At 70.0% G+C, this 25,548-nt stretch carries 26 protein-coding genes, 1 tRNA gene and 1 riboswitch; of the genes, 13 read left to right on the forward strand and 14 right to left on the reverse strand.

Annotation, left to right across the window (positions count from 1 at the left end; genetic code table 11):
• Positions 1-144: 144 nt before the first annotated feature.
• The gene (locus E1202_RS03300) at positions 145-351 is read right to left on the reverse strand and encodes a YbdD/YjiX family protein (RefSeq protein WP_132677385.1); all 207 of its coding nucleotides are present in this window, start codon (positions 349-351) and stop codon (positions 145-147) included.
• Entirely contained in the window at positions 348-2,486 is a 2,139-nt protein-coding gene (locus E1202_RS03305; RefSeq protein ID WP_165943719.1) for a carbon starvation CstA family protein, read from the reverse strand. Before E1202_RS03305 ends, E1202_RS03300 begins: the two co-directional genes overlap by 4 nt.
• 442 nt (positions 2,487-2,928) lie before the next feature.
• Between E1202_RS03305 and E1202_RS03310 the strand changes: the two genes are divergently transcribed.
• The 3 genes from E1202_RS03310 to E1202_RS03320 all read left to right on the forward strand — a co-directional run bounded on the left by E1202_RS03310 (position 2,929) and on the right by E1202_RS03320 (position 5,154).
• Positions 2,929-3,420, forward strand: a complete 492-nt coding sequence (locus E1202_RS03310; protein ID WP_132680868.1) for a SigE family RNA polymerase sigma factor — start codon at positions 2,929-2,931, stop codon at positions 3,418-3,420.
• Positions 3,417-4,421 carry a hypothetical protein gene (locus E1202_RS03315; RefSeq protein ID WP_235877618.1) on the forward strand — a complete coding sequence of 335 codons (1,005 nt, stop codon included), beginning with the start codon at positions 3,417-3,419 and terminating at the stop codon, positions 4,419-4,421. The genes E1202_RS03310 and E1202_RS03315 overlap by 4 nt, the downstream gene beginning before the upstream one ends.
• Before the next feature lie 130 nt (positions 4,422-4,551).
• Positions 4,552-5,154, forward strand: coding sequence for a hypothetical protein (locus tag E1202_RS03320; RefSeq protein ID WP_235877643.1), 603 nt, complete (start codon positions 4,552-4,554; stop codon positions 5,152-5,154).
• Here E1202_RS03320 and E1202_RS03325 read toward each other — a convergent pair.
• Positions 5,151-6,395, reverse strand: coding sequence for a hypothetical protein (locus E1202_RS03325; protein ID WP_132680872.1), 1,245 nt, complete (start codon positions 6,393-6,395; stop codon positions 5,151-5,153). The two genes, E1202_RS03320 and E1202_RS03325, sit on opposite strands and share 4 nt — an antisense overlap.
• A gap of 382 nt (positions 6,396-6,777) precedes the next feature.
• Here E1202_RS03325 and E1202_RS03330 point away from each other — a divergent pair, with 382 nt between their 5' ends.
• Both E1202_RS03330 and E1202_RS03335 read left to right on the forward strand, forming a co-directional pair.
• A complete protein-coding gene (locus E1202_RS03330; RefSeq protein ID WP_132621199.1) occupies positions 6,778-7,293 on the forward strand; it encodes a DUF3145 domain-containing protein in 516 nt (171 codons plus the stop codon).
• Between the two features lie 60 nt (positions 7,294-7,353).
• Positions 7,354-7,935: a hypothetical protein gene (locus E1202_RS03335; protein WP_132680874.1), complete on the forward strand. Its 582-nt coding sequence runs from the start codon at positions 7,354-7,356 to the stop codon at positions 7,933-7,935.
• Between the two features lie 161 nt (positions 7,936-8,096).
• On the opposite strand, the gene E1202_RS03340 is transcribed toward E1202_RS03335, so the two are convergent.
• The 5 genes from E1202_RS03340 to E1202_RS03360 form a co-directional block, all read right to left on the reverse strand.
• The gene (locus E1202_RS03340; protein ID WP_132680876.1) at positions 8,097-9,341 is read right to left on the reverse strand and encodes a beta-ketoacyl-[acyl-carrier-protein] synthase family protein; all 1,245 of its coding nucleotides are present in this window, start codon (positions 9,339-9,341) and stop codon (positions 8,097-8,099) included.
• Complete coding sequence (locus E1202_RS03345) at positions 9,338-9,577, reverse strand: acyl carrier protein (protein ID WP_132680878.1); 240 nt, start codon at positions 9,575-9,577, stop codon at positions 9,338-9,340. The genes E1202_RS03340 and E1202_RS03345 overlap by 4 nt, the downstream gene beginning before the upstream one ends.
• Positions 9,578-9,656: 79 nt before the next feature.
• Positions 9,657-10,637, reverse strand: coding sequence for a beta-ketoacyl-ACP synthase III (locus E1202_RS03350; protein ID WP_132680880.1), 981 nt, complete (start codon positions 10,635-10,637; stop codon positions 9,657-9,659).
• Complete coding sequence (locus tag E1202_RS03355) at positions 10,634-11,554, reverse strand: ACP S-malonyltransferase (protein ID WP_132680882.1); 921 nt, start codon at positions 11,552-11,554, stop codon at positions 10,634-10,636. Before E1202_RS03355 ends, E1202_RS03350 begins: the two co-directional genes overlap by 4 nt.
• A 204-nt stretch (positions 11,555-11,758) precedes the next feature.
• The gene (locus E1202_RS03360; RefSeq protein WP_207918438.1) at positions 11,759-12,973 is read right to left on the reverse strand and encodes a PucR family transcriptional regulator; all 1,215 of its coding nucleotides are present in this window, start codon (positions 12,971-12,973) and stop codon (positions 11,759-11,761) included.
• Between the two features lie 242 nt (positions 12,974-13,215).
• On the opposite strand from E1202_RS03360, the gene E1202_RS03365 reads away from it, so the two are divergent.
• Together E1202_RS03365 and E1202_RS03370 are read left to right on the forward strand one after the other, a co-directional pair.
• Entirely contained in the window at positions 13,216-13,977 is a 762-nt protein-coding gene (locus E1202_RS03365) for a mechanosensitive ion channel family protein (protein ID WP_165943720.1), read from the forward strand.
• A 125-nt stretch (positions 13,978-14,102) separates the two neighbouring features.
• On the forward strand, positions 14,103-14,966 hold the full coding sequence (locus tag E1202_RS03370; protein ID WP_132680886.1) for a peptidoglycan recognition protein family protein: 864 nt from the start codon (positions 14,103-14,105) through the stop codon (positions 14,964-14,966).
• Positions 14,967-14,984: 18 nt separating this feature from the next.
• Here E1202_RS03370 and E1202_RS03375 read toward each other — a convergent pair whose 3' ends face one another.
• Positions 14,985-15,212 carry a DUF3263 domain-containing protein gene (locus E1202_RS03375; RefSeq protein WP_093420858.1) on the reverse strand — a complete coding sequence of 76 codons (228 nt, stop codon included), beginning with the start codon at positions 15,210-15,212 and terminating at the stop codon, positions 14,985-14,987.
• Between the two features lie 162 nt (positions 15,213-15,374).
• A riboswitch (FMN riboswitch) is annotated at positions 15,375-15,502 on the forward strand.
• A gap of 98 nt (positions 15,503-15,600) precedes the next feature.
• On the opposite strand from E1202_RS03375, the gene E1202_RS03380 reads away from it, so the two are divergent.
• Entirely contained in the window at positions 15,601-16,248 is a 648-nt protein-coding gene (locus E1202_RS03380; RefSeq protein WP_132680888.1) for a nicotinamide mononucleotide transporter family protein, read from the forward strand.
• Here E1202_RS03380 and E1202_RS03385 read toward each other — a convergent pair.
• Entirely contained in the window at positions 16,235-17,278 is a 1,044-nt protein-coding gene (locus E1202_RS03385) for an isocitrate/isopropylmalate dehydrogenase family protein (protein ID WP_235877620.1), read from the reverse strand. The genes E1202_RS03380 and E1202_RS03385 overlap by 14 nt on opposite strands.
• Before the next feature lie 204 nt (positions 17,279-17,482).
• Complete coding sequence (gene aceE, locus E1202_RS03390) at positions 17,483-20,257, reverse strand: pyruvate dehydrogenase (acetyl-transferring), homodimeric type (protein ID WP_132680889.1); 2,775 nt, start codon at positions 20,255-20,257, stop codon at positions 17,483-17,485.
• A 302-nt stretch (positions 20,258-20,559) separates the two neighbouring features.
• Between aceE and E1202_RS03395 the strand changes: the two genes are divergently transcribed.
• From E1202_RS03395 to E1202_RS03405, 3 genes are all read left to right on the forward strand, one after another.
• The gene (locus E1202_RS03395) at positions 20,560-20,994 is read left to right on the forward strand and encodes a DUF3052 domain-containing protein (protein WP_093420851.1); all 435 of its coding nucleotides are present in this window, start codon (positions 20,560-20,562) and stop codon (positions 20,992-20,994) included.
• Between the two features lie 110 nt (positions 20,995-21,104).
• The gene (locus E1202_RS03400; RefSeq protein WP_132677399.1) at positions 21,105-21,569 is read left to right on the forward strand and encodes a peroxiredoxin; all 465 of its coding nucleotides are present in this window, start codon (positions 21,105-21,107) and stop codon (positions 21,567-21,569) included.
• A 94-nt stretch (positions 21,570-21,663) separates the two neighbouring features.
• A tRNA-Val gene (locus E1202_RS03405) sits at positions 21,664-21,735 on the forward strand.
• 114 nt (positions 21,736-21,849) lie between these two features.
• Here E1202_RS03405 and E1202_RS03410 read toward each other — a convergent pair.
• Entirely contained in the window at positions 21,850-22,659 is an 810-nt protein-coding gene (locus E1202_RS03410; protein WP_235877621.1) for an SAM-dependent methyltransferase, read from the reverse strand.
• A 125-nt stretch (positions 22,660-22,784) separates the two neighbouring features.
• Here E1202_RS03410 and E1202_RS03415 point away from each other — a divergent pair, with 125 nt between their 5' ends.
• Both E1202_RS03415 and E1202_RS03420 read left to right on the forward strand, forming a co-directional pair.
• Entirely contained in the window at positions 22,785-23,279 is a 495-nt protein-coding gene (locus E1202_RS03415; RefSeq protein ID WP_235877623.1) for an FAD-dependent oxidoreductase, read from the forward strand.
• 10 nt (positions 23,280-23,289) lie between these two features.
• Entirely contained in the window at positions 23,290-23,886 is a 597-nt protein-coding gene (locus E1202_RS03420) for a TetR/AcrR family transcriptional regulator (RefSeq protein ID WP_132680891.1), read from the forward strand.
• Between the two features lie 58 nt (positions 23,887-23,944).
• Here E1202_RS03420 and E1202_RS03425 read toward each other — a convergent pair whose 3' ends face one another.
• Positions 23,945-24,523 carry a dihydrofolate reductase family protein gene (locus E1202_RS03425; RefSeq protein WP_132680893.1) on the reverse strand — a complete coding sequence of 193 codons (579 nt, stop codon included), beginning with the start codon at positions 24,521-24,523 and terminating at the stop codon, positions 23,945-23,947.
• Between the two features lie 76 nt (positions 24,524-24,599).
• Positions 24,600-25,229, reverse strand: coding sequence for a LysE family translocator (locus E1202_RS03430; RefSeq protein ID WP_165943722.1), 630 nt, complete (start codon positions 25,227-25,229; stop codon positions 24,600-24,602).
• Positions 25,230-25,548 lie beyond the last annotated feature (319 nt).

The raw sequence follows: 25,548 nt of genomic DNA on the forward strand, positions 1-25,548 counted from the left end.
CCACGGACGAGCATCACTGTCGCGATCCGCCACCGCCCCTGAGGATGCCTCGCTACCGCTGAGCGGAAACCTGCTGCCCAGGAATGTCCTCGAACGACGGAGGGCGGAAGTTCCCGGTGGAACTTCCGCCCTCGCGTCGTCGGATCAGCAGCAGCGGGACCCGGGATCGATCTCCTTGCGATCGATGTGGGCTCGCCAGAACTCGCGCTCGGTCATCGGCTGCTCGGAGCCGTGGTGGGCGCGGTGGTGCTCCAGGTAGGTCTCGTAGGCCGTCTCGCCCACGACACCGCGCACGATCTGCCAGGCCGCGCGGACGGATCCGCGCAGCCTGGTCAGCGTCGTGCCGCTCAACTCCCGCCACTCCCGGAGGAAGCGAGCTCCTTCTGCTTCTGGCGTTCCTCGGCCGTGGGGATGAGGCCGGAGGGCGCCCACAACTCCGACTTCACGTACTCGGCCTCGGTGCTGGGCAGCGGCTCGGTGGTGCGCAGCGCCTTGATCCAGACGCGGACCGCGTCCACCAGCACGATGATGATCAGCACCGCGAACAGCACGCTCAGCACGCCGTCCACAGTGGAGTTGACCACCACCTTCTGCATCTCCTCGACGGTGTCGGCCGTGCCCTTGCTGGTCTGCCCGGCGTCCAGCGCGGCCTGGTAGGACGCGCGCTGGGCGAAGAACCCGATCTTGGCGTCGGAGGAGAAGATCTTCTGCCAGCTCGCCGTCAGCGTCACCGCCGCGTCCCAGGCCAGCGGGATCAGCGTCACCCAGGCGTACTTCGCCTTGCCCGCCTTGATGAGCAGCGTCGTGGCCACCGCGAGCGCCACCGCCGCCAGCAGCTGGTTGGCGATGCCGAACAGCGGGAACAGCTGGTTGATCCCGCCCAGCGGGTCGTTCACGCCGGCCCACAGGAAGTAGCCCCACGCGCCGACGATGACCGCGCTGGCCAGCCAGTTGCCCGGCTTCCAGCTGACGTCGCCGAAGCGCTTCCAGACGTTGCCGACCGTGTCCTGCAGCATGAACCGGCCCACTCGGGTGCCGGCGTCCACAGTGGTCAGGATGAACAGCGCCTCGAACATCACCGCGAAGTGGTACCAGAACGCCTTCATCGCGTCCCCGCCCATGACCTGCGAGAACACCTCGGACAGGCCCAGTGCCAGGGTCGGTGCGCCGCCGCTGCGGCCCACCAGCGTCTCCTCCTCGACCGCCGCCGCGGCAGCCGACAGCTGCTCCGGGGTGACATGGAAGCCGATGCCCGCCACCGCCTGCGACGCCGACTGCACGGTGTCGCCGAGCGCGCTGTCGGGCATGTTCATCGCGAAGTAGATGCCCGGATCGATGATGCACGCCGCGGCCAGCGCCATGATCGCCACGAACGACTCGGTGAGCATGCCGCCGTAGCCGATGACCCGGATCTGCGATTCCTTCTCGATCATCTTCGGCGTGGTGCCCGAGGAGATCAGCGCGTGGAACCCGGACAGCGCACCGCAGGCGATCGTGATGAACACGAACGGGAACAGCGCGCCGGAGAACACCGGTCCCTGACCGTTGAGCGCGAAGTCGGTGACCGCCGCGGTCTTCATCCCCGGCATCGCGACCAGGATCGACACCGCCAGCAGCACGATCACGCCGACCTTCATGAAGGTGCTCAGGTAGTCGCGCGGAGCCAGCAGCATCCACACCGGCAGCACCGAGGCGACGAAGCCGTAGATGATCAGCGCGAAGGTGACCTCGTTGCCGGTGAGGGTGAAGAACTCCGCCATGCCGGACTCGGCGACCCAGCTGCCGCCCGCGATGCTCAGCAGCAGCAGCGCGATGCCGATCATCGACACCTCGACGATCTTGCCGGGCCGCAGGTACCGCAGGTAGAAGCCCATGAACAGGGCGATCGGGATCGTCATGCCGATGGAGAACGCGCCCCACGGCGATCCCTTGAGCGCACCCACCACGACCAGCGCCAGCACCGCCAGCAGGATGATCATGATCGCGAGCACGGCGATCAGCGCCGCCACGCCGCCCACCGGACCGATCTCCTCGCGGGCCATCTGGCCGAGGCTGCGGCCGTTGCGGCGGGTGGAGAAGAACAGGACCACCATGTCCTGCACGGCACCGGCGAAGATGACGCCGATGATGATCCAGATCGTGCCGGGCAGGTAACCCATCTGCGCGGCCAGCACCGGACCCACCAGCGGGCCGGCGCCCGCGATCGCGGCGAAGTGGTGGCCGAACAGCACCCGCCGGTCGGTCGGGTGGAAGTCGGCTCCGTTGTTGAGCCGCTCGGCCGGCGTCGCCCGCTCGTCGTCGGTCTTGAGGACCCGGTTGGTGATGAACCGGGCGTAGAACCGGTACGCGATGGCATAGGACGCCAGGGCCGCGAAGACCAGCCAGGCGGCCGAGATCTCCTCACCGCGCACCAGCGCGATCACACCCCAGCTGACCGCGCCGACCAACGCGACCAGCACCCAGATGGTGATTTCCTTGGGACTCATTCTGCGTTTCCGAGCCGATCCACCGCTCGGGGCCGTTGTCGTAGCCACCGTCTCGGACTCCAATCCTGCTGCGCGAGATGCGGTTGCACAGCAGTTCTAGAGCATCGGCTCGCGCGTCTGGAATGTCCAGCCCGTTTCGCGACAGTAATCAGGATGTGAAGAGGTGGGCAGCCTGCTCGGGTGAGATCGGCAGGCAACCGGCATGTCGGCTTCCGCTCCGGGTTCGCGCCGCGGCCCGATCTTGGTCCACTGGCGTGAAGTCGCCGGATGGACTGATCAACAGCGCGCCGCGTCGGTAGAGTCGCCGCCGTTGATCACAGCCGATTCGGTAACGACCGGATACCGGCCACAACCCAGAAGGGGGTCCCGGGCGTCGTGCACAGATGTGACGGTGTCGATCGCAATGCCTGTGACCGTCCGGCCGGGTGACGGGTCGGCGGCAATGGACGAGCTGACGAGCAAGCTGACCGACCTCTACCAGGAGCACTACGCGCAACTGCTGCGGATCGCGGTGCTGCTGGTGGACGACAGAGCCTCCGCCGAGGACATCGTGCAGGACGCCTACCTGCGCGTCTTCGACTCGCGGACCAGGCTGCGCGATCCCGACAAGGCGCTGGCCTTCCTGCGGCAGGCGGTGCTCAACCGGGCGAGATCGACGTTGCGCAGACGGCTGGTCGCCCGCAAGTACCTGCCGAAGCTGGCCGTGGCCGACAGCCTCCCCGACGACACCGGGCGCGGGCTCGATCGCGCCGTGCTCGCCCAGGCCCTCGCGCGGCTGCCGCGGCGGCAGCGGGAGGCCATCGTGCTGCGCTACTACGCCGACCTGAGCGAACTCCGCACCGCCGAGGTGATGGGATGCAGCCAGGGGTCGGTGAAGTCCTACTGCTCGCGCGGGGTGGCCAGGCTGTCGGAGTTGCTGGGGGAGCGGGTGTGAACGAACTCGATCGCGACACCGAGCTGGTGCGCGCCCGGATGCACCGGGCCGTCGCCGATGTCGAACCGGCGCCGGACTCGTTGCCACGACTGCTGGCCGCTGCCCGTCGCAGGCGCGCGCCGTACCGCCGTCCGACGTTCCTGGTCGTCGTCGCAGCCGCGGTGGCCGCCGTCTTCGTCGGCGTGGCACTGAGTTTCCAGACGCCGGAACCGCAGCCGGTGAGCGTGCGGCCGGGCAACTACGTCGCCGCCGTGGGGGCCGGGGCGATCGCGTCGTTCGACGTGGCGTCCGGGCGCAAGCAGGACGATGTCGCCCAGGTGTCCGGTGGCGAGGTGACCGAGCTGGCGGAGGACCAGGGCCGGGTGTTCGCGCTGGTGTCCACATCGGACGGTCATCGGGTCGTCGAGGCGACCGCGGGTGGGCAGCGAGATCTCGCCGAGGCCGGGGACGCCCGTGCGCTGACCGCGGCAGGCGGTCGGGTCGCCTACGCCGACGGCGACCGGGTCGTGCTGTGGATCGGCGGCGACCGCCGGGATCTGCCGACCCCCGGGCTGCGCGTGATCGACCTCGCGCTGTCCGGCGACGGACGGCTGGCGCTGCTGGCCGAACGCGGGGGACCGGCCGAACTCCTGATCACCGACCCGGATCCGACCGCCGTCGACGTGACTCGCGCGGCCCCGACGGGCCCGTGCGGACCGCTGGCCATCGCCGGATCCGGCCCCGACATCGCCGCCCTCGAACCCGCAGACTGCACCGCTCCGGGCCGTGCCCGGGTCGCGACCTACGCCGCCGACACCGGCCGGAAGCTGGCAGCGGGCGTGCCGTTCGCGACCCCGCCGCTCGACCCGGCGCACCTAGGCCTCTCCGCCGACCCCCAGGGCCGGGTCCTCGCCTCCGTCCCGGGCCGGGCCCAGTGGCTGGTGGACGGCACCGAAGTCCTGCAGATCCCGTTGCCCTGCGCGGCATCCGAGCCCTGCACCGCTCTCCCCGCGACGTTCTGACCGCATCATCCCTGTGCTTCACCCAAGCGGGCGAGACATCGGCGATGTGCTGGTCGGGGAGGAGGGGGTGGCTCATCCTCGGAAGATCGGCCGAGAGGTTGGGGTGGTTGTGCGGGGATTGCGGCGGTTGGTGCTCGTGGCTCTGGACCGGCCTCGGTGGCAGCAGTTCGTGGCGTGCTGCGTGTCGCTGTGGGCGCTGGCGTGGATCGTCGGGCAGTTCATCGCACCCGCGCACGGACCGAGCGCGCTGGGCGTGCTCGGAGAGCTCGCCGCGCGCGTCGGGCTGACCGGTGGCGGCTGGGCGGAGCGGGTCGCCGAGACCTGGCAGCACAGCGGGGGTGGACTCGCGATCTTCGGCGGACTGCTGTGGGCGGCCACCACCGAGCGGGGGCAGCTCCCGGCCCTGCTCGGCTGGGTCGCGGTGATGCTGGGCGCCGAGCGGCTCGGCTACCGGCCCGCGATGCTGGTCGCGGTGGCGAGCATGGTCGGTTTCGTGGTGCTGCTGTGGATCACCGCGCAGATCTCCCGCCGCTTCCTGGACCGGACCACGTTGTTCCCGAACGACGTCGTGCGAGCAGGAGTCACGGCAGCCGCGCTCTCGGCGGTGGTGCCGCTGTTCGCACCCACGTTGTTCCTGGCCAGGCTCGGAAATCCCTACCTCACCAAGGGGCCGCGGCCGATTCCCGCGCAGCGGCGCGAGGAATCGCGCGTCCACGACCAGGAGCGCTCCTAGACGTCGAGCCGCAGGCCGCGTTCCGCCATGGCGCGCAGTTCGAGGTCATCGGGGCTGGAGGGTTGGTGCGACCACACGGCCTGCGCGACCCGGACCTGACTTCCGCTCTGCTGCACCGACTGCGCCGCGTCGCCGAAGTCCCGCGGTGCCCCGGGCCAGCTCCGGCCTTGTGCGACCAGGTCGCTGATGCCGCCCGTTCCCGCCGATTCCAGCAGCGTCCGCAGCTCGGTCGCCGACTTCGGGTCCGCCAGATCCACGGCGGCGATCGACACCGCCACCGACGAGGTGCCCAGGCGCGCCTCGAAGACTCCGCGCCGCAGGCTCCGGCACGGCTGCTGCTGGAACCACCGCTGCACGTCGCCGTAGGCGTTCGGCCCGCAGGCGTTCCCCCGGTCGGTCGCGTGCTGCGTGAACTCCACGCCGTCGACCCGCTGCGCCGCCGGCTCGGGCGGGCTCGCCGAGGGCGCTCCCAGCGTCAGGACGCCGAGCAGCGCGCACACCACGGCCACCGCCGCCACCGCGGCGATCAGCTTGCCGCGCGGGTACGTCCGGGACTTCGCGACCTCGCGCACGCGGTCGAAGGGCCGGTCCTCGGAGTACTTCGGGATGAGCATCGTGTCGATGCTGGCGAGGTCGACCTCCGGCGACGCCGGAAAACCCTCCTCGACCAGGGTTTCTCCGCTCGCTTCGGCTCCCAGCACGTGGAGCAGGCCCAGCGCGGGGACCGCGCCGCACGGGCTCTCGTAGGTCGCCAGCTCCCGCGCCGCCGACAGGACGGAGGTCGTGTTCGGCGAGACCACCCGGACACCGCGGTGCAGGTCGGTCGTCGGCTGCATGACCTGCCCGACGTAGGGGCCGACCGCGACGACGGCGGCCACCGGCAGCGGTTCGAGCCCGCGCGTCTGCAGGCTGCGGGCCAGCGCGGCAGCCGACTCGAGCCCTTCCTGCGCCGGGTTGACCTTGCCCTCGGTGCGCACCAGCGGCCAGCCGTCCACCGTCCACGGCGTGCCGACGGGGGCGTCGAGCTTCAGCGCCGGTTCCGGGAGGTCCACACCCAGCACCACGATCACCCCGCGCGGCAGCACGATCACCGCGTCCAGCGGGCGAGGGCTGCCCGGAGGGCGGCAGCCGAACACGGTGACGCCGCCGAGCACCGAGCGGCCGGCGCCCCACGCGGCGATGGCCGCCCGGATGTCGGCGCCGACCTCGGTCGGTTCCGCTCCGAGCCGCACCAGGTGCATCAGGCCTCCTCGAGAGTTCCGGTGTGCCGGGTCCTTTCGAGCCGACCCGGAAGACGGTAGCGGGGGCGGTCAGGTCACGTCCCCCGGATTGCGCATTAACCCTTTCGAGTGGTAATCGCCACTCCTCCGCCGAGGGGGCGTTGGTGCGTCCGAGGGACGTCGACCGCCCGGCGCGGCGCTGGGATCAGCGATTTCAGTGAATCACCGTCACCGAGGGCCGACTGGTCTCGGCTGGTACCGGGCTTCGTCGCAGGTGGACGGTTGACGATCTCGCGGTGGCGGAGATCTCCACCGGCGATGCAGAATGGCGCCGCAACTGGTGATCGTCGGGTTCGCGAGGTCGTAGGGGAAGACGTCCCTCGTCGAATAGCGGAGGTCAGCAGTGAGCACCCGTGGCAGCGACAGTGGCCTCACCTGCGGTGTGGTCTACATCCACTCGTCGCCGTCTGCGGTCTGCCCGCACGTCGAGTGGGCGATTTCCGGCGCACTCGGCACTCGGACGGAACTCCGCTGGACGGCGCAACCGGCAGCCCCAGGACAACTCCGCGCGGAGTGCACCTGGACAGGCGAGCCGGGTACTGGAGCACGCCTGGTGACCGCGCTGCGCGCGTGGCCCATGTTGCGCTTCGAAATCACCGAGGACCCCAGCCATGGGGTCGACGGGCAGCGGTTCTGCCACGCGCCCGGGCTCGGCCTGTGGCGTGCCTGCACAAGCGCCAATGGTGACATCGTCGTGAGCGAAGATCAACTCCGTACGCTCGCGGCGAATGCCAAGGGCCCGGAGGCCTTCTCGCACCGAGTCGGCCAGCTGCTCGGCGCGGAGTGGGACGACGCCCTGGAGCCGTTCCGCCGCGCAGGCGACGGCGCGCCCGTCACGGTGCTGCACCGCGTCGGCTGATTTCCGGCCGATCGCGGGGAAGCCCTCATCCGGCTGATCGGGTTGTGCGAAGCTGATCAGGTGCGTTCTTGGCTGAAATGGGGGATTCCGCTCGCCGTCGTCGTGCTGCTCGCGGCGGGCGGCGGTGGGGTCTTGCTGGCCCAGCAGGTCTACTACGGCGAGCACGAGTCGCCTCCGGGCACGGAGTCCGCACCGTCGGGCGTCGTCGCCGCGCAGCAGAAGGTGTCGCGCTCCGGCGTCGAGTACTCGCCTGACGCCGCCGCGTACCCGGACCAGCGGATCATCGAGGGACTGCTGGACAACTACTTCGACGGCATCAACCGCAGGAACTACGAGCTGTGGAAGTCCACGGTCCCGCCCAGCAAGTGGCGAGAGCTGCCCCTGAGCAAGTTCAACGACGACTACGGCAGCACCACGGACTTCGACATCAAGGTGCACCGCATCGATCCCGGCCAGGACCGCTCCGCGCTGGTCATGCTCAGCTTCAAGAGCGACCAGGACATCGCTGACGCTCCGCCGCAGGCCAAGGCCCGCTGCGTGCAGTGGGACGTCGTCTACCCGGTCGTCGTCGACGAGGACGGCAACGCGGTCCTCGACATCAGCAGGCTGCCCAACAGCGCCATCGCCGTCCCCTGCGGGTGACGCCCCGGTAGGAGGAGTCCTCCAGGGATCTGCAGGCGTCCGAAGTACGACGTCGTGCGCGGGGATCTGCGATGCGTCCGAGCTCCGGGCGGTCTTCACCGGGGCGGGAGGGAGCGGGCCGTGGCGGGGACGGGAATGTCACCCGTCCCCGCGGACCGCGATCATGCCTTGGCGAAGGCGAGCGCGACGTTGTGCCCGCCGAAGCCGAAGGCGTTGTTGATGGCGGCGGTCTGCTCGACGTGGCGCGGCTTGTCGGTCACCACGTCCAGCTCCACCTTGGGGTCGATGTTGTCGAGGTTCTGCGTCGCCGGGATGACGCCGTGGTGCAGCGAGAGGATCGTGACGATGCTCTCCACCGCACCGGCCCCGCCGACCAGGTGCCCGAGCGAACCCTTCGGCGCGGTCACCACCGCACCGTCCCCGATGGCCTTGCGCACCGAGTTCGCCTCGCCCACGTCGCCGACCACCGTGGAGGTGGCGTGCGCGTTGACGTGCCCGATGTCGGAGGGCTGCAGGTCGCCTGCGGCCAGCGCCTTGCGCATCGCCGCGACCTGGCCCAGACCGTCCGGGTGGCTACCGGTGATGTGGTACGCGTCGGAGGTGATGCCGGATCCGGCCAACCGGCCGTAGATCCGGGCACCGCGCGCCTTGGCGTGCTCGGCGCTCTCCAGGATCACCACGCCGGCGCCCTCGCCCATGACGAACCCGTCGCGGTCCACGTCGAACGGGCGGGAGGCGCGCTCCGGCTCGTCGTTGCGGGTGCTCAGGGTCCGGGCCTGGGCGAAACCGGCGATGGTGACGGGGTGGATGCAGGACTCCGCACCACCGGCCACCACCACGTCGGCGTGTCCGTACCGGATCATCTCGGCGGCCTTGGCCAGGCCCTCGGCTCCGGACGCGCACGCCGAAGCCGGCGAGTGCACACCAGCGCGAGCGCGCACCTCGAGGCTGACCATGGCGGCCGGGCCGTTGGGCATCAGCATCGGCACGGTCAGCGGCGAGACCTTGCGCAGGCCACCCGCTTCCAGCTGGTCGTCCTGCTGCAGCAGGGTCAGCGGGCCGCCGATGCCGGTGCCCAGCGACACGCCGAGCCGATCGGGGTCGACCGGTTCGGACTCGTCCGTGGGCATGTCGAAGCCGGCATCCGCCCACGCCTCGCGGGCCGCGATGACCGCGATGGCTTCGCAGCGGTCCATCCGGCGGAGCTGCACGCGGGGCAGCACCTCGCTCGGGTCGACCGCCAGCGGGGCGCCGATCTTGGCGGGCAGCTCGTAGGTGTCGAGCCATTCGGCCTCCAGGCGGCGGATGCCGCTGGCGCCGTTGAGCAACCCGTCCCAAGTGGACGCGACGTCACCGCCCAGCGGTGTCGTCGCGCCCAGCCCGGTGATGACGACTTCGGTGGTCATGCGTTCTTGGTGATGTAGTCCACCGCATCACCGACGGTCTTGAGGTTGGCCAGCTCGTCGTCCGGGATCTTGACGCCGAACTTGTCCTCGGCCTGCACGGCGATCTCCACCATGGACAGCGAGTCGATGTCCAGGTCGTCGACGAAGGACTTGTCGATGGTCACGTCAGCCGCGTCGACACCCGCGACCTCCTCGACGATGGTGGCGAGACCCTTGGTGATTTCTTCGTTCGACACTGGTTTTTCCTTCCTGGTTCTTACGTTCCTACCGCCGGGTTGCGTCACCCGCGGTGGCTTTTCCGGTTGTGGCGTGACATCAGGGGCAGATGGCGACCTGGGCGGCGTAGGACAGCCCGGCACCGAAGCCCACGAGGAGCATCACGGCGCCGCTGGGGATCTCCCCGGCCGCCCGCATGTGGTCGATGGCCAGCGGGATCGACGCCGATGACGTGTTGCCGGAGTAGACGATGTCACGCGCGACGACGAGGTCATCGCGGGCACCCTTGCTCTGCAACTTCTTCCCGATGGCCTCGACGATGCGCAGGTTCGCCTGGTGCGGCACCAGCACGTCGATGTCGGAGAGCTGCAAGCCGGCCGCCTCGACGGCCTCGATGGCCACCGGCGCGATCTGCGTGGTCGCCCACCGGAAGACCGACTGGCCCTCCTGGTGGATGTACTTGTTCTCGCGCAGGTAGATGGTGTCCACCAGGTCACCGGCGCTGCCGAGCACACCCGGTCCGAGCTGCGGCTCGTCGGACGCGCCGACCACGGTCGCACCGGCGCCGTCGGCGAAGATGATGAGGTTGGAGCGGTCCTCCCAGTCCATCCACTCCTGGAAGCGCTCGGAACCGATCACCAGCACGTTGCGGGCGGAACCGGCGCGCACCGCGTCGGAGGCGGTGTTGAGGGCGTAGACGAAACCGGCGCAGGCGGCGTTGAGGTCGTAGGCGCTCTTGGCCTTGATGCCGATCTGGTCGGCGACCTGGGCCGCGGCGTTGGGGATCCCGCCCGGCATCGTGCAGGTGGCCACGATGACCTGGTCCACATCGGACGGCGTCAGGCCCGCGTCGGCGATCGCCTTGGCGCCGGACTCGACGGCCATGTTGACCACCGTCTGGTGCTCGTCGCCCATGCGGCGGTGGATGATGCCCACCCGCTGGCGGACCCACTCGTCGTTGGTGTCCACCAGCTTTGCCAGGTCGTCGTTGGTGACGATCCGGTTGCCCTGGGTGCTGCCGAAGCCCAGCAGCTTGGTACCCGCGACGGCGGGTTTCGATGCGATGTGGGGCAGGCTCACGCGGCGCTCCGGAGCTGGTCGGCGACCTTGTCGAGGTCGGCAGGGGTCTTGAGGGCGGTGGTCTGGACGCCCTTGAGCGCGCGGCGCACCATTCCGGTCAGCGCACCGGCCGGCGGGAACTCCACGACGGCGTCCACACCGCGCTCGCCGAGGGCGGTCATGCAGCTGTCCCAGCGCACCGGGCTGGTCACCTGGTCGACCAGGCGGCTCAGGATGTCGTCGGCGGAGGAGACCACCGAGCCGTCCGCGTTGGACAGCAGCGGCAGCACCGCGTCGGTGGCTTCGACGCTCTCGGCGTGCTTGGCCAGGGTTTCGCGCGCGGACACCATGAAGCGGGTGTGGAACGCGCCGGCGACCGGGAGCGGGCGGACCCGAGCGCCTTCCGGCGGCTCGGCGGCCAGCTGCTCCAGCGCGCCGGTCTTGCCCGCGGCGACGATCTGGCCGCCGCCGTTGCGGTTGGCCGGGTCCAGGCCGAGGCGCTCCAGCGTCTCCAGCACGGTCTGCTCGTCACCGCCGAGCACCGCGGCCATGCCGGTCGGCTCCAGCGCGCAGGCGGCGGCCATCTCGCGGCCACGCACCGCCGCCAGCGCCACGGCGTCGTCCGCGCTGAGCGCTCCTGCGACGGCCGCTGCGGCGAGCTCGCCGACCGAGTGGCCGGCGACCGGCGTGTCGGCGGGCACCTCGAAGCGCCGGCGCAGTTCTTCGGCTGCGATCAGCGACAGCGCCACGACCAGCGGCTGGGTGACCGAGGTGTCCTTGATCTCGTCGGCCTCCGCGGTGGTGCCGAGTCTGATCAGGTCCAGGCCGGTGAGCTCCGACCAGCGTCCGAGGCGGTCCTCGACGCCGTCGAGCTCCAACCACGGGTTGAACATCCCTGGGGCCTGGGACCCCTGTCCGGGGGCGAGAAGCGCGATCACTCTTGCTACTGAACACCCGGTGGCGGGATCGGGGTGATGCCGACGAGGACTAAGTCCTGCGCGCAAAGTTGTGGAGTGTCTACAAGCGCCACCTGCGGCGGTCGTTCTTAACTGGGGAATCGTTGTTGGGCGTGTCCGGTCGGTGACAGCCTGGTGAACCCCGCGCCACCGATTTCGCCCTGTGTTCGCGGTCTCGTCGCGGGCTCACCACAGCCCTCGGGCCTTGGCGAGCCGGCCGACCGCGAGCCCGACCCGCAGCACGTGGGCGTCGCGGGCGTTGGACGGCGTGCGCCCGGTCAGCTCGGCGACGCGGCGGAGTCGATATCGGACGGTGTTGGGGTGGACGTAGAGCTGGCGGGCGCAGTTCTCCAGCACACCGCCGACCTCCAGGTAGGTGTCGACCGTCTCCATCAGCGCGCCGCCCGCGTCGACCAGCGGCAGCACGATGCGCTCGACCAGCTGCCGCTCGGCTTCGGGGTCACCGGCCAGCGCTCGCTCGGGCAGCAGGTCGCCGGAGGGGGCCGGGCGCGGCGCGGTCGGCCAGGCCACCACCGCTCGCAGGGCCGACATCGCGTCGGAGGCGGAGCGGTGCGCGTCGGCCAGGCTCGGCATGCTCGGTCCCGCCACCACCGGGCCCTCGCCGAACGCCTCGGTCAGCCCGATGGCGATCTGCTCGTTGTCGCGCCCGTCGCCGGTACCGCCGAAGACGACCACCAGCCGCGTTCCCTGCACGCCCAGCAGCACCGGGCATCCGACCCGGGCTGCGCGGCTCCGCACCTGGTAGACGACGGTCGGCGGGTCGTCGGAGGGGGCGTTGCCGACCAGCACGGTGGCCTCGGAGGCGGGGTCCCAGCCCAGCGCGGCGGCCCGGGACAGCAGCGACTCCTCGGCATCGCCGCGGACGATGCCGTCGACGACCAGAGCTTCGAGCCGGGCGTCCCACGCGCCGCGCGACTCGGCCGCGGCGGCGTAGGAGGTGGCGGCGGCGAAGGCGATCTCGCGGGTGTAGCGCAGGATCGACTCCAGCAGCACGAACCGCTCGTGCTCCTTCTCGGCGAGCTCCGGCAGCTGCTGCTCGAAGACGTCGATGGCGACGCGGACCAGTTCCAGCGTCTGGCGGAGGCTGACCCAGCGGGAGAGGTCGCGGGGCGCGTTGCGGAACGCCTCGGCGGTCAGCCGGATGGACTGGCTGGGGTCCTGCATCCAGGAGACGAAGTTGGAGACCCCGGTCTGGGTCACCAGCTGAACGCTCGCTCGCTGGTCGGCCGGAAGCCGCTGGAACCAGGGGAGTCGTTGCTCCATCGCGGTGATGCTGGCGCCGGCGAGCCCGCCGGACGCGCGCTCGAGCCGGCGCAGCGTCGCCGCGCACACTTGATCTTGCGTACCGGTGTCCCGCTCACCAGCGTCTTCGGTACTCATGCCGACAGAATCGCATGTCCGAGATCAGCACGTTCGCGGGGAGCGCGGGGAAGCGAGCAGCCTCACCGCCGGGAATTCGTATTCACGGCGTAATTGGATTGGTCAAACAATTCAATCGAAAGAGCTACGAAAGTCGTCCGGACGTGGCGCCTGTCGGAGTTGCTGCGGAGTTGATGTTCGAGAACGATTTCCGAGACGCGAATTCGCCATCGATTTTCCGGTTTCACCGAGGAGCAAGGACTATGGGAGCTCTCCAGCAAGGATTGTCCGCGGCGTGGTCCGCGGTCGCCACGTTCGTGCCGAAACTCGTCGTCTTCCTGATCATCCTGCTGGTCGGCTGGCTCATCGCCAAGGCCGTCTCCAAGGCTGTTCAGATGGCGTTCAACAAGCTGGGATTCAACAAACTCCTGGCGAAGTCCGGCTTGAACGACATGACGTCGGGTTCGGGAATCGACATCGGCGGAATCCTCGTTAAGCTGATCTACTACTTCATCCTGCTGATCTTCCTGCAGCTGGCGCTGAGCGCGTTCGGTCCGAACGCGGTGAAGGACCTCATCGACCAGGTCGTGCTGTTCCTGCCGCGGATCGTCGTCGCCGTCGTCCTGGTCCTGGTGGCCGGTGCGATCGGTCGCGCGGTCGGCGACCTGATCACGAGCTCGCTGGGCAACCGCTCGTTCGGCCCGATGCTCGGCAAGATCGCCTTCGGCTTCATCCTGGCGCTGGGCATCATCTCGGCGCTGAACCAGATCGGGATCGCGGTCACCGTGACCACCCCGTTGCTGGTCGCCGTGCTGGCCGCGGCCGCGGGCGTGGTCATCGTCGGTGTCGGCGGTGGCCTCATCCAGCCGATGCAGCACCGCTGGAGCCGGTGGCTGGACAACGCCGAGTCGCAGTTCGGCGGCAAGCGCAACGTCGCCGGGGACCAGCCCACCCAGCAGATGCCCGCACCGGGGCAGCCAGGCCAGCCCGGACCGGGCCAGCAGGGGCACAGCGGAACCCTCTGACGCGAGGCTGGGAGATCGGGGCTCATCCGTCGGGTGGGTCCCGATTTTTCACGCTCTTGGCCGTTCCGGACGGGTGCGGGGAACCGACACCATGGTGCGCGGGATCTCGTTGGGGGTGATCACCGATGGCACTACCTCTCGTGTGGCTCGCCGACGTGCTGCGCGCGGCCGGCCTGGCCGTCGTGGAGACGTCCGGGTGGAAGGAGCGCACGGCCTCGGGCGTGCAGCCCGCCGCCGCGGTCGGCGTTCTCGAGCACCACACGGCGACCCCGGCCTCGTACGAGAACCCGGCTCCGAGCGTGCAGCTGTGCATCGACGGGCGCAGCGATCTCAAGGGGCCGCTGTGCCACGCGGTGATCGGTTTCGACGGCGTGGTCCACGTGATCGCCGCGGGCCGCGCCAACCACGCGGGCGAGGCCAAGGCCTCCGGGCCGAACCCGGCCGGCGACGGCAACACCCTCTACGTCGGGTTCGAGTGGGACTACCAGGGCGTCGAGCAGGGGCCGAGTCCCGAGCAGTACGGCGCGGCGATCACCGCCACCGCCGCGGTGCTGCGTCACCTCGGCCGGCCGCTGGAGGCGGCGCGCGGCCACAAGGAGACCAGCGTCACCGGCAAGATCGACCCCGGCCACGTCGACATGGACCGCTTTCGCGCTGACCTCGTGACCAAGGACCAGGAGGACGAGATGACCCCGGAACAGGACGCGGTGCTGCGGCGCTTGGAGCACGAACTGCTGGGGCCGCGCGGTCCCGAGGGGCAGATCCAGGGGTGGCAGACCGCGGTCGGCCCGCGCACGATCGTCGCGATGCTGGTGGACCTGGTCAACAGCATGGCCGCGAACAACCAGCCCGCGGCACCGCAGGGAGCCGTCCAGGGGCCGGAGGCGATCAAGGCGGCTTTCGAAGCGATGCCGGCCGATCAGGCCGCTCCGCTGCTCGCCGAACTGGTCCGCATCCAGCAGCAACGCCAACCGGCGCCGGGGGCTTGAGGATCGTCGAGGGGCTGCCTAGACCGCGCGGCGCCGCTGGGCGCGTTGGTCGCGCCGGTTGAGCAGGCGCTTCACCAGAGCGGGCTGCTGGGCTAAGGCTTCGGGCTCGTCCAGCAGGCGGTTGAGGCGCTGGTAGTAGCGGTTCGGGGAGAACCCGAAGCGCTCCTGGATGACCCGTTCCTTGTTGCCCTGGTACTGCCAGTGCTCCAGCTCGAAGGCGAGGATGGCGCGGTCGGTGTCGTTCATCCGGCGTTACCCCCTCGTTCAGCTTCGGACGATCAAGTCTAGGTGATCGGGGTACGGGTGTTCGATCGGCCATCAGTGGTGTCGGCTCGTTGTGATCCGACCCACGTCTGGATCGCGGAACAGATCGACCGGCGCAGGATGTTGGCCAGTGCAGTACGAACTCGTGCGCTCCGGGGTCGGTGAAACTCCGAACCGGCGGTGAAAGTCCGCGAACCGGCACCTCGTGGGTGCCGGCCGATCCGGTGGAATTCCGGAACCGACGGTCAAAGTCCGGATGAGAGGCGCGCACGGGCCACCGCGGTGCGCGAATCCCGGCAGTTCACGCCGTGTTTCGGCGGTTCCGCGGTCGCCCGCGCACACCCCGGCGCACTCGGCGGGAGGAGCGGGCGTGCAAGCGGTGGCGGAATGGCTGCTCGGCAACGGGATCACCGTGCTGGGCCAGAAGATCTCCTGGGCCGAACTCGTGGGGCAGCTCTGCGCGCTCGCGGTGGTCTTCCTCGCGCAGCGGCGCTGGGTGGCGACGTGGCCGGTGCAGGTGTCGGCGACCGTGCTGCTGTTCGCGGTCTACGCCTCCGCCCACCTCGGCGGTCTGGCGGTCCGCCAGGTGGTGATCCTGCTGATCTCCGTCTACGGCTGGTGGGCCTGGAACCGCCGCAGCGACCCGGTCTACGGCGTGGCGATCCGCAAGGCCACCGGTGTCGAGCGGCTGGTGCTCGTCGGCGTTCTGGCCCTCGGCACCTCGGCGTTCGCGCTGCTGCTGAGCGCCCTGGACGCCTCGTGGGCGCCCTGGCCGGACGCCTGGATCTTCATCGGCACGGGTGTCGCGTTCTGGGCGCAGGGCCGGGGCCTGGTCGAGTTCTGGCTGGTCTGGCTCGCGGTGGACGCGGTCGGAGTGCCGCTGCAGATCGCCTCCGGCCTCCACTTCAGCGCCGCCATCTACCTGGTCTTCGCAGCCCTCGTGATCCACGGCTGGTGGTCCTGGACCCGCACGGCCCGAGCCCAACGCGAACTGACCACCCCGGTCACAAGCGGCTGAGGACTGCTGCGGTCACGCCTTGGGTGCCGCAGGTGGGGGTGCCGTTGGGGTTGAGGCGGACGGCACCGTCGGCGTAGGCGGCTTCGACGGCGCCGGTGATGCGCTTCGCGGTGCCGGTGGCGCCCACGTGGTCGAGCAGCATCGCCGCGGTCAGCAGCTGCGACGTCGGGTTCGCCGCGTCCTGCCCGGCGATCGACGGAGCGCTGCCGTGCACGGGTTCGAAGTAGGCGGTGCGCTCGCCGATGTTGCCCGACGGGCACGTGCCGAGCCCGCCCACGGTCGCCGCGCCCAGGTCGCTGAGCATGTCGCCGACGAAGTTCTCGGTGACCAGCACGTCGAAGTGGCCGGGATCGGCGACGAGGTCGTGCGCGGCGGCGTCGGTGTAGCGGTGATCGGCTTCGACGTCGGGGTAGTCGGCGGCGATCTCGTCGAAGACGTCCCGGAAGAACGCGAAGCTGCGCAGCACGTTGCTCTTGTCCACGCAGGTCACCCGGCGAACTCCGTCGCTCGGGGCGCCGTTGCGCGCTCGCGCGGTCTCGAAGGCGAACCGCACGATCCGCTCGACGCCGACGCGCGTCATCAGCAGCTGGTCGCTGGCCGCCCGCTCGTTGCGCACTCCGGAGCCGCGCGAGAGGTACAGGCCCTCGGTGTTCTCCCTCACGATCACGTAGTCGATCGGGCTCGCGGAGTCCCGGACTCCGGGCAGGAGCCGGACCGGGCGCACGTTGGCGTAGGTGTCGAGCGCGTTGCGCAGCACTCCGCCGAGCACACCGGCCTCGGTCCCGTCGGGCTTGCGCACCTCCGGCAGCCCGACCGGGCCCTTGAGCACGGCGTCGTACTCGTTGCGGAACCGCTCCAGGGCCCCGGTCACCAGCGGTTCCCCGGTTTCGAGGTAGGTCGCGGCCCCGCCGCGCTCGTCGCCGAACTCCACCGCCAGCCCGTCCCTCGACGCGGCGGCGGCCAGCACCTCCCGGGTGCTGTCCATCAGCTCGGGTCCGATCCCATCGCCATCGATGCACGCGATTCGCACGGCCCCACTCCACCACACGACGCCCCGCCGGACCTCCCTCCTGAAACCGGCTTCACAACCCGACCACGACGCACCGCACCCGTCCGCGTGGAGTCCCGGATCTCAGTGCAAATCCGGGACCTCCAGGACCCCCGGCACGACGAGGCCCCCGGGGACCACCGCGTCGTGAGCGGGGCCGCCGGGGCCTTCGGGGAGCATCCGGAGTCAGGCGTCTCCGGGGTCCGACGTCTGCGGGCCTGCGGCCTGGACGTCGTCGATGCGGTACTTGCGGGCCGCCTCGACCACCGTGGCCTTGTCGACCTGGCCCGTCCGGGCCAGCGCGGCCAGGGTCGCGACCACCGTGGACTCGGCGTCGACGAGGAACACCCGACGCGCCGCGGGACGGGTGTCGGAGAAGCCGAAGCCGTCCGCGCCGAGGCTGACCATCTCGCCCGGCACCCACGGGCGGATCAGGTCGGGAACCGCCCGCATCCAGTCGCTGACCGCCACCACGGGCCCCTCGGCCTGCGACAGCGCCCGCGTCACGTACGGGACCTGCGGTTCGGCACCGGGATTGAGCAGGTTGTGCCGGTCGACCTGCTCGGCCTCCCGGCGCAGCAGCGCCCACGACGTCGCCGACCACACGTCGGCCCGCACGCCCCAGTCCTCGGCCAGCAGCCGTGCCGCCTTGAGGACCTCCGGCAGCAGCACGCCCGACCCCATCAGCTGGGCGCGCGGCCCGGGCCCCGAAGGGGCCTGCTGGTAGTGGTAGAGCCCGCGCAACAACCCGTCCACGTCCAGCTCGGCCGGCTCGGCCGGCTGCTGGTACGGCTCGTTGTAGACGGTCAGGTAGTAGAAGACGTTCTCGGCGTTCTCGCCGAACATCCGCCGCAGACCGTCCTTGACGATGTGCGCCACCTCGAACGCCCACGCCGGGTCGTAGGCCACCACCGCCGGGTTCGTCGCGGCGATGAGCTGCGAGTGCCCGTCGGCGTGCTGCAGGCCCTCGCCGGTCAGCGTCGTGCGGCCCGCCGTGGCGCCGAGCACGAAACCGCGCGCCATCTGGTCCGCAGCCGCCCAGAACCCGTCACCGGTGCGCTGGAAGCCGAACATCGAGTAGAAGATGTAGACCGGGATCATCGGCTCGCGGTGCGTGGCGTAGCTCGTTCCCGCGGCGGTGAACGAGGCGGTGGAACCGGCCTCGTTGATGCCCTCGTGCATGATCTGCCCGGACTCGCTCTCCCGGTAGGCCAGCATCAGCTGGTAGTCCACCGGCGTGTAGAGCTGGCCCTGCGGGTTGTAGATCTTCTGCGACGGGAACATCGAGTCCATGCCGAAGGTCCGCGCTTCGTCGGGGATGATCGGCACGATCCGCGCCCCGATCTCGGCGTCCTTGGCCAGGTCCTTGAGCAGCCGGACGAACGCCATCGTGGTGGCGACCTCCTGCTTGCCGGAGCCCTTGCGGATCACCTCGTAGACCTTGTCGCCGGGCAGCACCAGCGGCTTGGACTTGGCCCGGCGCTCCGGCAGGTACCCGCCGAGCTGACGGCGGCGGTCCTGCAGGTACTGGATCTCCGGCGAGTCCTGACCGGGGTGGTAGTACGGCGGCTCGTAGGGATCGAGCTGCTCGTCGGAGATCGGGATCCGCAGGCTGTCGCGGAACAGCTTGAGGTCGTCCAGCGTCAGCTTCTTCATCTGGTGCGTGGCGTTGCGGCCCTCGAAGTGCGGTCCGAGGCCGTAGCCCTTGATCGTCTTGGCCAGGATGACCGTCGGCTGCCCGTGGTGCTCGGTGGCCGCCTTGTAGGCCGCGTAGACCTTGCGGTAGTCGTGGCCGCCGCGGCGCAGACCCCAGATCTCGTCGTCGGTCAGGTGCTTGACCATCTCCTTGGTGCGCGGATCGCGTCCGAAGAAGTGCTCGCGCACGAAGGCGCCGTCGTTGGCCTTGTAGGTCTGGTAGTCGCCGTCGGGGGTGGTGTTCATCAAGTTCACCAGCGCCCCGTCGCGGTCGGCGTGCAGCAGCGAGTCCCACTCGCGGCCCCACACGACCTTGATGACGTTCCAGCCCGCGCCGCGGAAGAACGCTTCCAGCTCCTGGATGATCTTGCCGTTGCCGCGCACCGGGCCGTCGAGCTGCTGCAGGTTGCAGTTGACCACGAAGGTCAGGTTGTCCAGGCCCTCGTTGGCGGCCACGTGCAGCAGGCCGCGCGACTCGGGCTCGTTCATCTCGCCGTCGCCGAGGAACGCCCACACCCGCTGCTGCGAGGTGTCGGAGATGCCCCGGTCGTGCAGGTAGCGGTTGAAGCGGGCCTGGAAGATCGCGTTCATCGGGCCCAGGCCCATCGACACGGTCGGGAACTCCCAGAAGTCCGGCATCAGCCGCGGGTGCGGGTAGGACGGCAGTCCGCCGCCGGCCCCGGCGTGCGAGTGCTCCTGGCGGAACCCGTCGAGCTGGTGCTCGGTGAGCCTGCCCTCCAGGAACGCGCGCGCGTAGATGCCGGGGGAGGCGTGGCCCTGGATGTAGAGGTGGTCGCCGCCTCCGGGGTGGTCCTTGCCGCGGAAGAACCAGTTGAAGCCCACCTCGTAGAGGCTCGCCGAGGAGGCGAAGGACGAGATGTGCCCGCCGACGCCGATGCCGGGCCGCTGCGCGCGGTGCACCATCATCGCGGCGTTCCAGCGCATCAGGGCCCGGTAGCGGCGTTCGGTCTCCTCGTCACCGGGGAACCACGGTTCCTGCTCGGTGGGGATGGTGTTGACGTAGTCCGTGCTGGTCAGCGACGGGACTCCGACGCCGGTCTCGCGGGCGCGCTGGAGCAGCCGCAGCATGAGGTAACGGGCGCGCTGCTGCCCGTTGGCCGACAGCACCGAATCGAAGGACTGCAACCACTCGTCGGTCTCCTGCGGATCGATGTCGGGCAGGTGGGAGGCGAGGCCCTCCCGGATCACCCGGACCCGCTGGGCGGGGACCGCGTCGTTGGTGGCGTCGTTGTTGAGCGCGGACAAGGGAACTCCTCGACTACGTCGGGATTCGTGGCAGGGTTTTTGGGGTCGGACGTGACGTCCGACACCGCTATCGTCCCTCATGTTCGGCCCTGATGGGCGCATCCGACACCCACGACGATGCACCGCAGGCTGTTGGTGCGAGCCTTGCCGGTCTAGAGTCGAACCTCAACGCGTTGCTACGGCGTGTCGTGCGCCTAGCAGTTGCGCCGGTGGCGGTCCGCAGTGTTCGCTATCGGCCAGGTTTGAAAGTCGTGTGGGGCCAGATGGTCACCGCACCGGTGCATTGGAGGAGTGAGCAAACCGTGGTCGCCGCGGGAGACGCCGGTAAAGGCGAAGCCGACGTCGCCGAGAGGCTCGACATCGAGCCGGAGATGGTTGTCCAGGAAATCGGCTGGGACGAGGACGTCGACGACGACGTCCGGGCCTCGATCGAGGAGCGTTGCGGGAGCGATCTGCTCGACGAAGATGCCGACGAAGTGGTCGATGTCGTGTTGCTGTGGTGGCGCGAAGACGATGGCGACCTCACGGACACGCTTCTCGATGTGATGACGCCCCTGTCCGACGACGGGGTCATCTGGGTGATGACCCCCAAGACCGGCCGCGACGGATACGTCGAACCGGCCGACATCGCCGAGGCCGCCTCTACGGCGAACCTGGCACAGACCGCGAACGCAAGCGTCAGCGAAGGCTGGATGGGAACCCGGCTGGCATACCGCCGGGCCAAGGCCCGTCGCTGAGGTAGTTCGTGTTTCGAAACGTGGGCACCGATGTCGCCATCGGTGCCCACTTTCGCTGCGAAGTGTAGGTTCGGCCGGGACAAGGTCATGTCGAACAGGAGGGTGGTCTCATGGCTGTTGAGGTCGGTGCGCAGGCGCCGGACTTCACGTTGCCCGACTACAACAAGGAAAAGGTCTCGCTGGCCGATTTCCGGGGCAAGAAGAACGTCCTGCTGGTCTTCTACCCGTTCGCCTTCAGCGGCGTGTGCGAGGGCGAGCTCTGCCAGGTCCGCGATGACCTGAGCGACTTCCAGAACGACCAGGTGCAGGTCATCGGCGTCTCGGTGGACACGCCGTTCTCGCTGAAGGCGTGGGCCGAGCAGCAGGGCTACACCTTCCCGCTGCTGTCGGACTTCTGGCCGCACGGCGAGATCGCCAAGGCCTACGGCGTGTTCAACGACGCCGCCGGGATGGCCAACCGCGGCACGTTCCTCATCGACACCGAGGGCAAGGTCCGCTTCGCCGAGGTCAACCAGCCCGGCGAGGCCCGCGACCAGAACGTCTGGAAGAAGGCCGTGGCGGAACTGACCGCCTGACCTGCTCGCGGACGGGTCGACCGGCCACCGAGCCGGCCGCGACACCCCGGTAGTGTTACCGAGGTGTCCGACCGGCTCAGCCGTTCGACCACCAGGGCGCATAGCTCAGCGGAAGAGCACCTGCCTTACAAGCAGGGGGTCGTTGGTTCGAACCCAACTGCGCCCACTTCTGAACCGGCCATTTGTGGGCTCCTTCTTCTCGGATCGCGTCTTCGCGGCCCCGTTCATGCTGCGAACAGCTCCCCATCTCGGTCCATGGCCGGAGCCCGTTGTGGGGTTTTCACGTGATGTGGGCGAGGGCGGCCCAGAAGGCGGTTCGGGCGCCTTCTGCTGGGACGGTTCCTGGTTCGGGGCGCCAGTCGGTGGCGTAGACCGCGCCGGGGGTGACGAGTTCTCGATCGCTGATGAGGGCGGTGAAGTCCTCGAAGCTGCGGTGCCGGGCCGCATTCGTGGTGCTCGAGTACAGGCGATCGATCTCGGCGACCTTCTCGGGGGTGTCGTAGTGGTCGGTGATGTGCGAGACGGCCAGGTAGCTGCCTGAGGGGACGGCTCGGCAGTAGGCGTCCAGGATCGCCGCGGGGTCCTTGGCGTCCGGGACGAAGTGCAGGACGGCGACGGCCAGCACCGCCACGGGTTGGCTGAAGTCCAGCAGCTCGGCGACTCCGAGCGAGTTCAGCACCTCTTGCGGAGCTTGCAGGTCGGCTTGCGTGATGGTGACCGCGGGGCTCTCCGACAGCATGCGCTTGGTGTGCGCGACCGCGATGGGCTCGATGTCGACGTAGGCCACCCGCGTCGACGGGTCGACGGCGTGCGCGATCTCGTGGACGTGCCCGACCGTGGGGATGCCGGATCCCAGGTCGAGGAACTGCCGGATGCCGGCGTCGAGGCAGAACCTGACCGCGCGCCGCAGGAAAGCCCTGTTCGCGCGGGCGCCGGGAATCATCGTGGGAGTCACCTGCACCGCTCGTGCGGCAGCTGCGCGATCGGGAGCGAAGTTGTGCGAACCGCCCAGGTAGTAGTCGTACATCCTGGCCGCGTTCGGCGTCTCGACGTCGAGTTCGCCACCGACCCAGCTCGTTGCCTCGCTCACCTGCTGCCCCCTCCTTCGGTGCCACGCCGCCGATCAGCTGATCGTCTCGTCGTGGCCGGTGTCAACCGCCGTCTCGGTGCCGGTCGGTTCTGGGCCGCGAGGCGGCCCGGGCTTCGCGAGGCGAGGTGAGCTTTCGCGGCTGCGGGCCGGTTCGCCCGCCCGAGCAGGTCGACCTGCGCTTCGAGGAGTCCATCGCGGCACTGGTCGACGAGGGGGACCGGGTCGCGGTCACCTTCGCCTCCGGTCGCGAGGCCGACTACGACATCGTCGTCGGCGCCGACGGGGTGCACTCCGCGGTGCGCCGGCTGGTCTTCGGCCCGGAGGCGGACTTCTCCGAGCCCCTCGGCGTCCACGTCGCGATCGCGGACGCGCCCGCCCACTGCGCGACTCCGATGGCCGGGCGCGGCACCTCGCTGGCCCTGCTCGGGGCGTGGACGCTCACCGAGGAGCTCGGCCGTCACGACGACGTCGAGGCGGCCTTCAGCGCCTACGAGCAGCGCCAGCGTCCTCACGCGGCGGCGGCCCAGGAGTTCGCGCGCGGCGGGGCGGACCTCGTGGTCCCCGCGACCTGGGAAGCCATCGAGGCGCGCAACACCCGGCTGCGCGCGGCTCAGCGGTAGGCTGCGGCTCGTGGCCGAGGATGGACCCGCGCGAGAACGGACCCGCCGTCCGGGCGGGCGCACCGCGCGAGTGCGGCGCCGGATTCTCGAGGCCGCCGCCGAGCTGATCGCCCGCGACGGGATCGGCGGGCTGCGCTACGACCAGGTCGCCGAGCTCGCCGAGGTCAACAAGACCAGCGTCTACCGCAACTGGCCCGACCGAAACGCGCTGATCGCCGACGCGCTCGCCACTTTCGCCGCCGACGTCGCGCCCCTGCACGACTCAGGCGACATCGACGCCGACCTCGTCGACTTCCTCGAAGCTCTCGCCGCCGCCACCGCGAGCCCGCAAGGCCGGGCGCTGCTGACCGTGGTGGCCTCGGCGCGGGAGGACCCGGAGCTGCGCGCCGTCGTCGACGAGGTCTTCGAACGGCGCCTGAGCACGCTCGACGATCGCTTGAAGCTCGCGATCGAGCGCGGGGAGCTGCCCCCGGTCGAGACCTCCTTCGTCGCCGAGATGCTCGCCGGACCCGTCCAGCTGTTCGTCACCCGCGGAGCCCGCGCGTTCACCCGTGCCGACGCCGCCAGGGTGACCGGCGTGGTGCTCGCCGGCATCCGCGCCACCTGACATGCCCGGCTTCCCGGTCGGGAGGTCGGCGCTCGAAACCCTCGCCCCCGTCCGGCGCTCAGGGGTGCAGTCGGGGCCGGTAGGTGAGCTCTTGGACGTGCGCGTCGAGGGTTCGGTGTTCGAGGAGTTCCAGGTCGAAGTCGGCCGCGTTCGTGAAGATCGGGTCCAGACCGGTGCGGCCGGTGATCACGGGGAAGAGCGTGACCTGAACGCGGTCGACGAGGCCGGCGGCCATCAGCGCGCGGTTCATCGAGAGGCTGCCGTGCGAGCGGAGCGGCGCATCGGACTCCTCCTTGAGCCGGGCGACGACATCGACGGCATCTCCTCTGGCGATCCGCGCATCGGGCCAGTCGAGCGGTTCCTGCAGCGTGTCCGACACGACCGTCGCGGGCTTCTTCCTCATCAGCGTGACCCAGGCGTCGCGCACGTCGGAGTTCTCGTCGCTCGCGGCGAGCATCCGCGCGAACGCCCGATACGTGTTCGCGCCGAAGACCATCCGCTGCTCGCCCTCGTGCAGGGCGCGGCGGTGGTCGAGGAGTTCGGGTCCCTGCTTGCCCCAGTAGCCGGTCCAGTCGCCACCGGCGGCGCCGAAGCCGTCGAGGCTGGAGAAGACGTCGAACGTGTAGGTCGCGGTCATGATCGGTTCTCCCAGCGCAGTCGTCTCGCGTCTCGGAGATGAGGACCGGAGCCCGGCTCGGAACTCATCGCTCTCGTCAGTTCTGGATCGCCAGACCCGCGCCGAGGGTGATGAGGGCCGCGGCTGAAGCGCCGGTGATGGTTCGCTGGACCTTCCGGCGCTGCAACCACGTTTGTACCTGGCCGAGGACCGCGATGAGCAGGACGTACCAGGTCAGCGAGAGCAGGCAGAAGAGCGAGGCGAGCAGGGTGTGCTGCGCCAGCGTCGGCATTCCCGGCAACGTGAACTGGGGGAACAGGGCGAGGTAGAAGGCGGCGACCTTCGGGTTGAGCAGGTTGCTGAGCAGGCCCTGCCGGAACGCGTGACGGCCGGGGAGGTTCGGGCGGTCCGGTGCCTCCTCCGCCCCACGCGCCGGCGCCTTGCGGGTGAGGCCGATCAGCGCGCGAACGCCCAGGTAGATCAGGTACGCCGCGCCCGCGAGGCGAATGGTGTTGTAGAGCGGTCCGGAGGCCTGCAGCAAGGCGGTCAGGCCTGCGACCGCGGCCGCGGCGAGGATCGTGTTGCCCGTCATGATCCCGGTCGCGGTGGCGATCGCCGCGGGGCGTCCGGCGAGGGCGGCGTTGCGCAGCAGCAACGCGAGATCGGGTCCCGGAACGATGATCACGGCCAAGCACGCACCGACGAACGCCAGCAACTGCCCCGACACCCGATACCCCCTCATCTCCAACCTGTGCGGACAGCACGATGATCCCCGGCGCTCGGGAGAGGCGAGTCCTGGATGGCCCGGGCTGTTCTCCGGCTCACAGGTTCAGGCGCGGCCTCGACGGCGAAAACCGATCGCCGCACGGTGATGACCTCGTCGAGGGCTGAAAGCCCGGGCAGGCGAGGAGATCGGGGGCTTCGGCAGCGTGGCTCCCGCCGCGGGCCTGCTCGAGCTGCGGCGGAGCACGTCGGTCCGGCGACGTTCTGCCCAACTACCGCCCGGCTCTGAAACGGAACGCGCCTGGCACCCGTGATGGATGCCA

The sequence above is a fragment of the Saccharopolyspora karakumensis genome (assembly GCF_004349225.1).
Lineage (GTDB): Bacteria > Actinomycetota > Actinomycetes > Mycobacteriales > Pseudonocardiaceae > Saccharopolyspora > Saccharopolyspora endophytica.

Excerpts from the sequence above, each read along its gene's own strand:
- E1202_RS03305 (WP_165943719.1), bottom strand. The coding sequence starts at position 2,486 with ATGAGTCCCAAGGAAATCACCATCTGGGTGCTGGTCGCGTTGGTCGGC.
- E1202_RS03310 (WP_132680868.1), top strand. The coding sequence starts at position 2,929 with ATGGACGAGCTGACGAGCAAGCTGACCGACCTCTACCAGGAGCACTAC.
- E1202_RS03325 (WP_132680872.1), bottom strand. The coding sequence starts at position 6,395 with ATGCACCTGGTGCGGCTCGGAGCGGAACCGACCGAGGTCGGCGCCGAC.
- E1202_RS03340 (WP_132680876.1), bottom strand. The coding sequence starts at position 9,341 with ATGACCACCGAAGTCGTCATCACCGGGCTGGGCGCGACGACACCGCTG.
- E1202_RS03360 (WP_207918438.1), bottom strand. The coding sequence starts at position 12,973 with ATGAGTACCGAAGACGCTGGTGAGCGGGACACCGGTACGCAAGATCAA.
- E1202_RS03365 (WP_165943720.1), top strand. The coding sequence starts at position 13,216 with ATGGGAGCTCTCCAGCAAGGATTGTCCGCGGCGTGGTCCGCGGTCGCC.
- E1202_RS03370 (WP_132680886.1), top strand. The coding sequence starts at position 14,103 with ATGGCACTACCTCTCGTGTGGCTCGCCGACGTGCTGCGCGCGGCCGGC.
- E1202_RS03375 (WP_093420858.1), bottom strand. The coding sequence starts at position 15,212 with ATGAACGACACCGACCGCGCCATCCTCGCCTTCGAGCTGGAGCACTGG.
- E1202_RS03400 (WP_132677399.1), top strand. The coding sequence starts at position 21,105 with ATGGCTGTTGAGGTCGGTGCGCAGGCGCCGGACTTCACGTTGCCCGAC.
- E1202_RS03425 (WP_132680893.1), bottom strand. The coding sequence starts at position 24,523 with ATGACCGCGACCTACACGTTCGACGTCTTCTCCAGCCTCGACGGCTTC.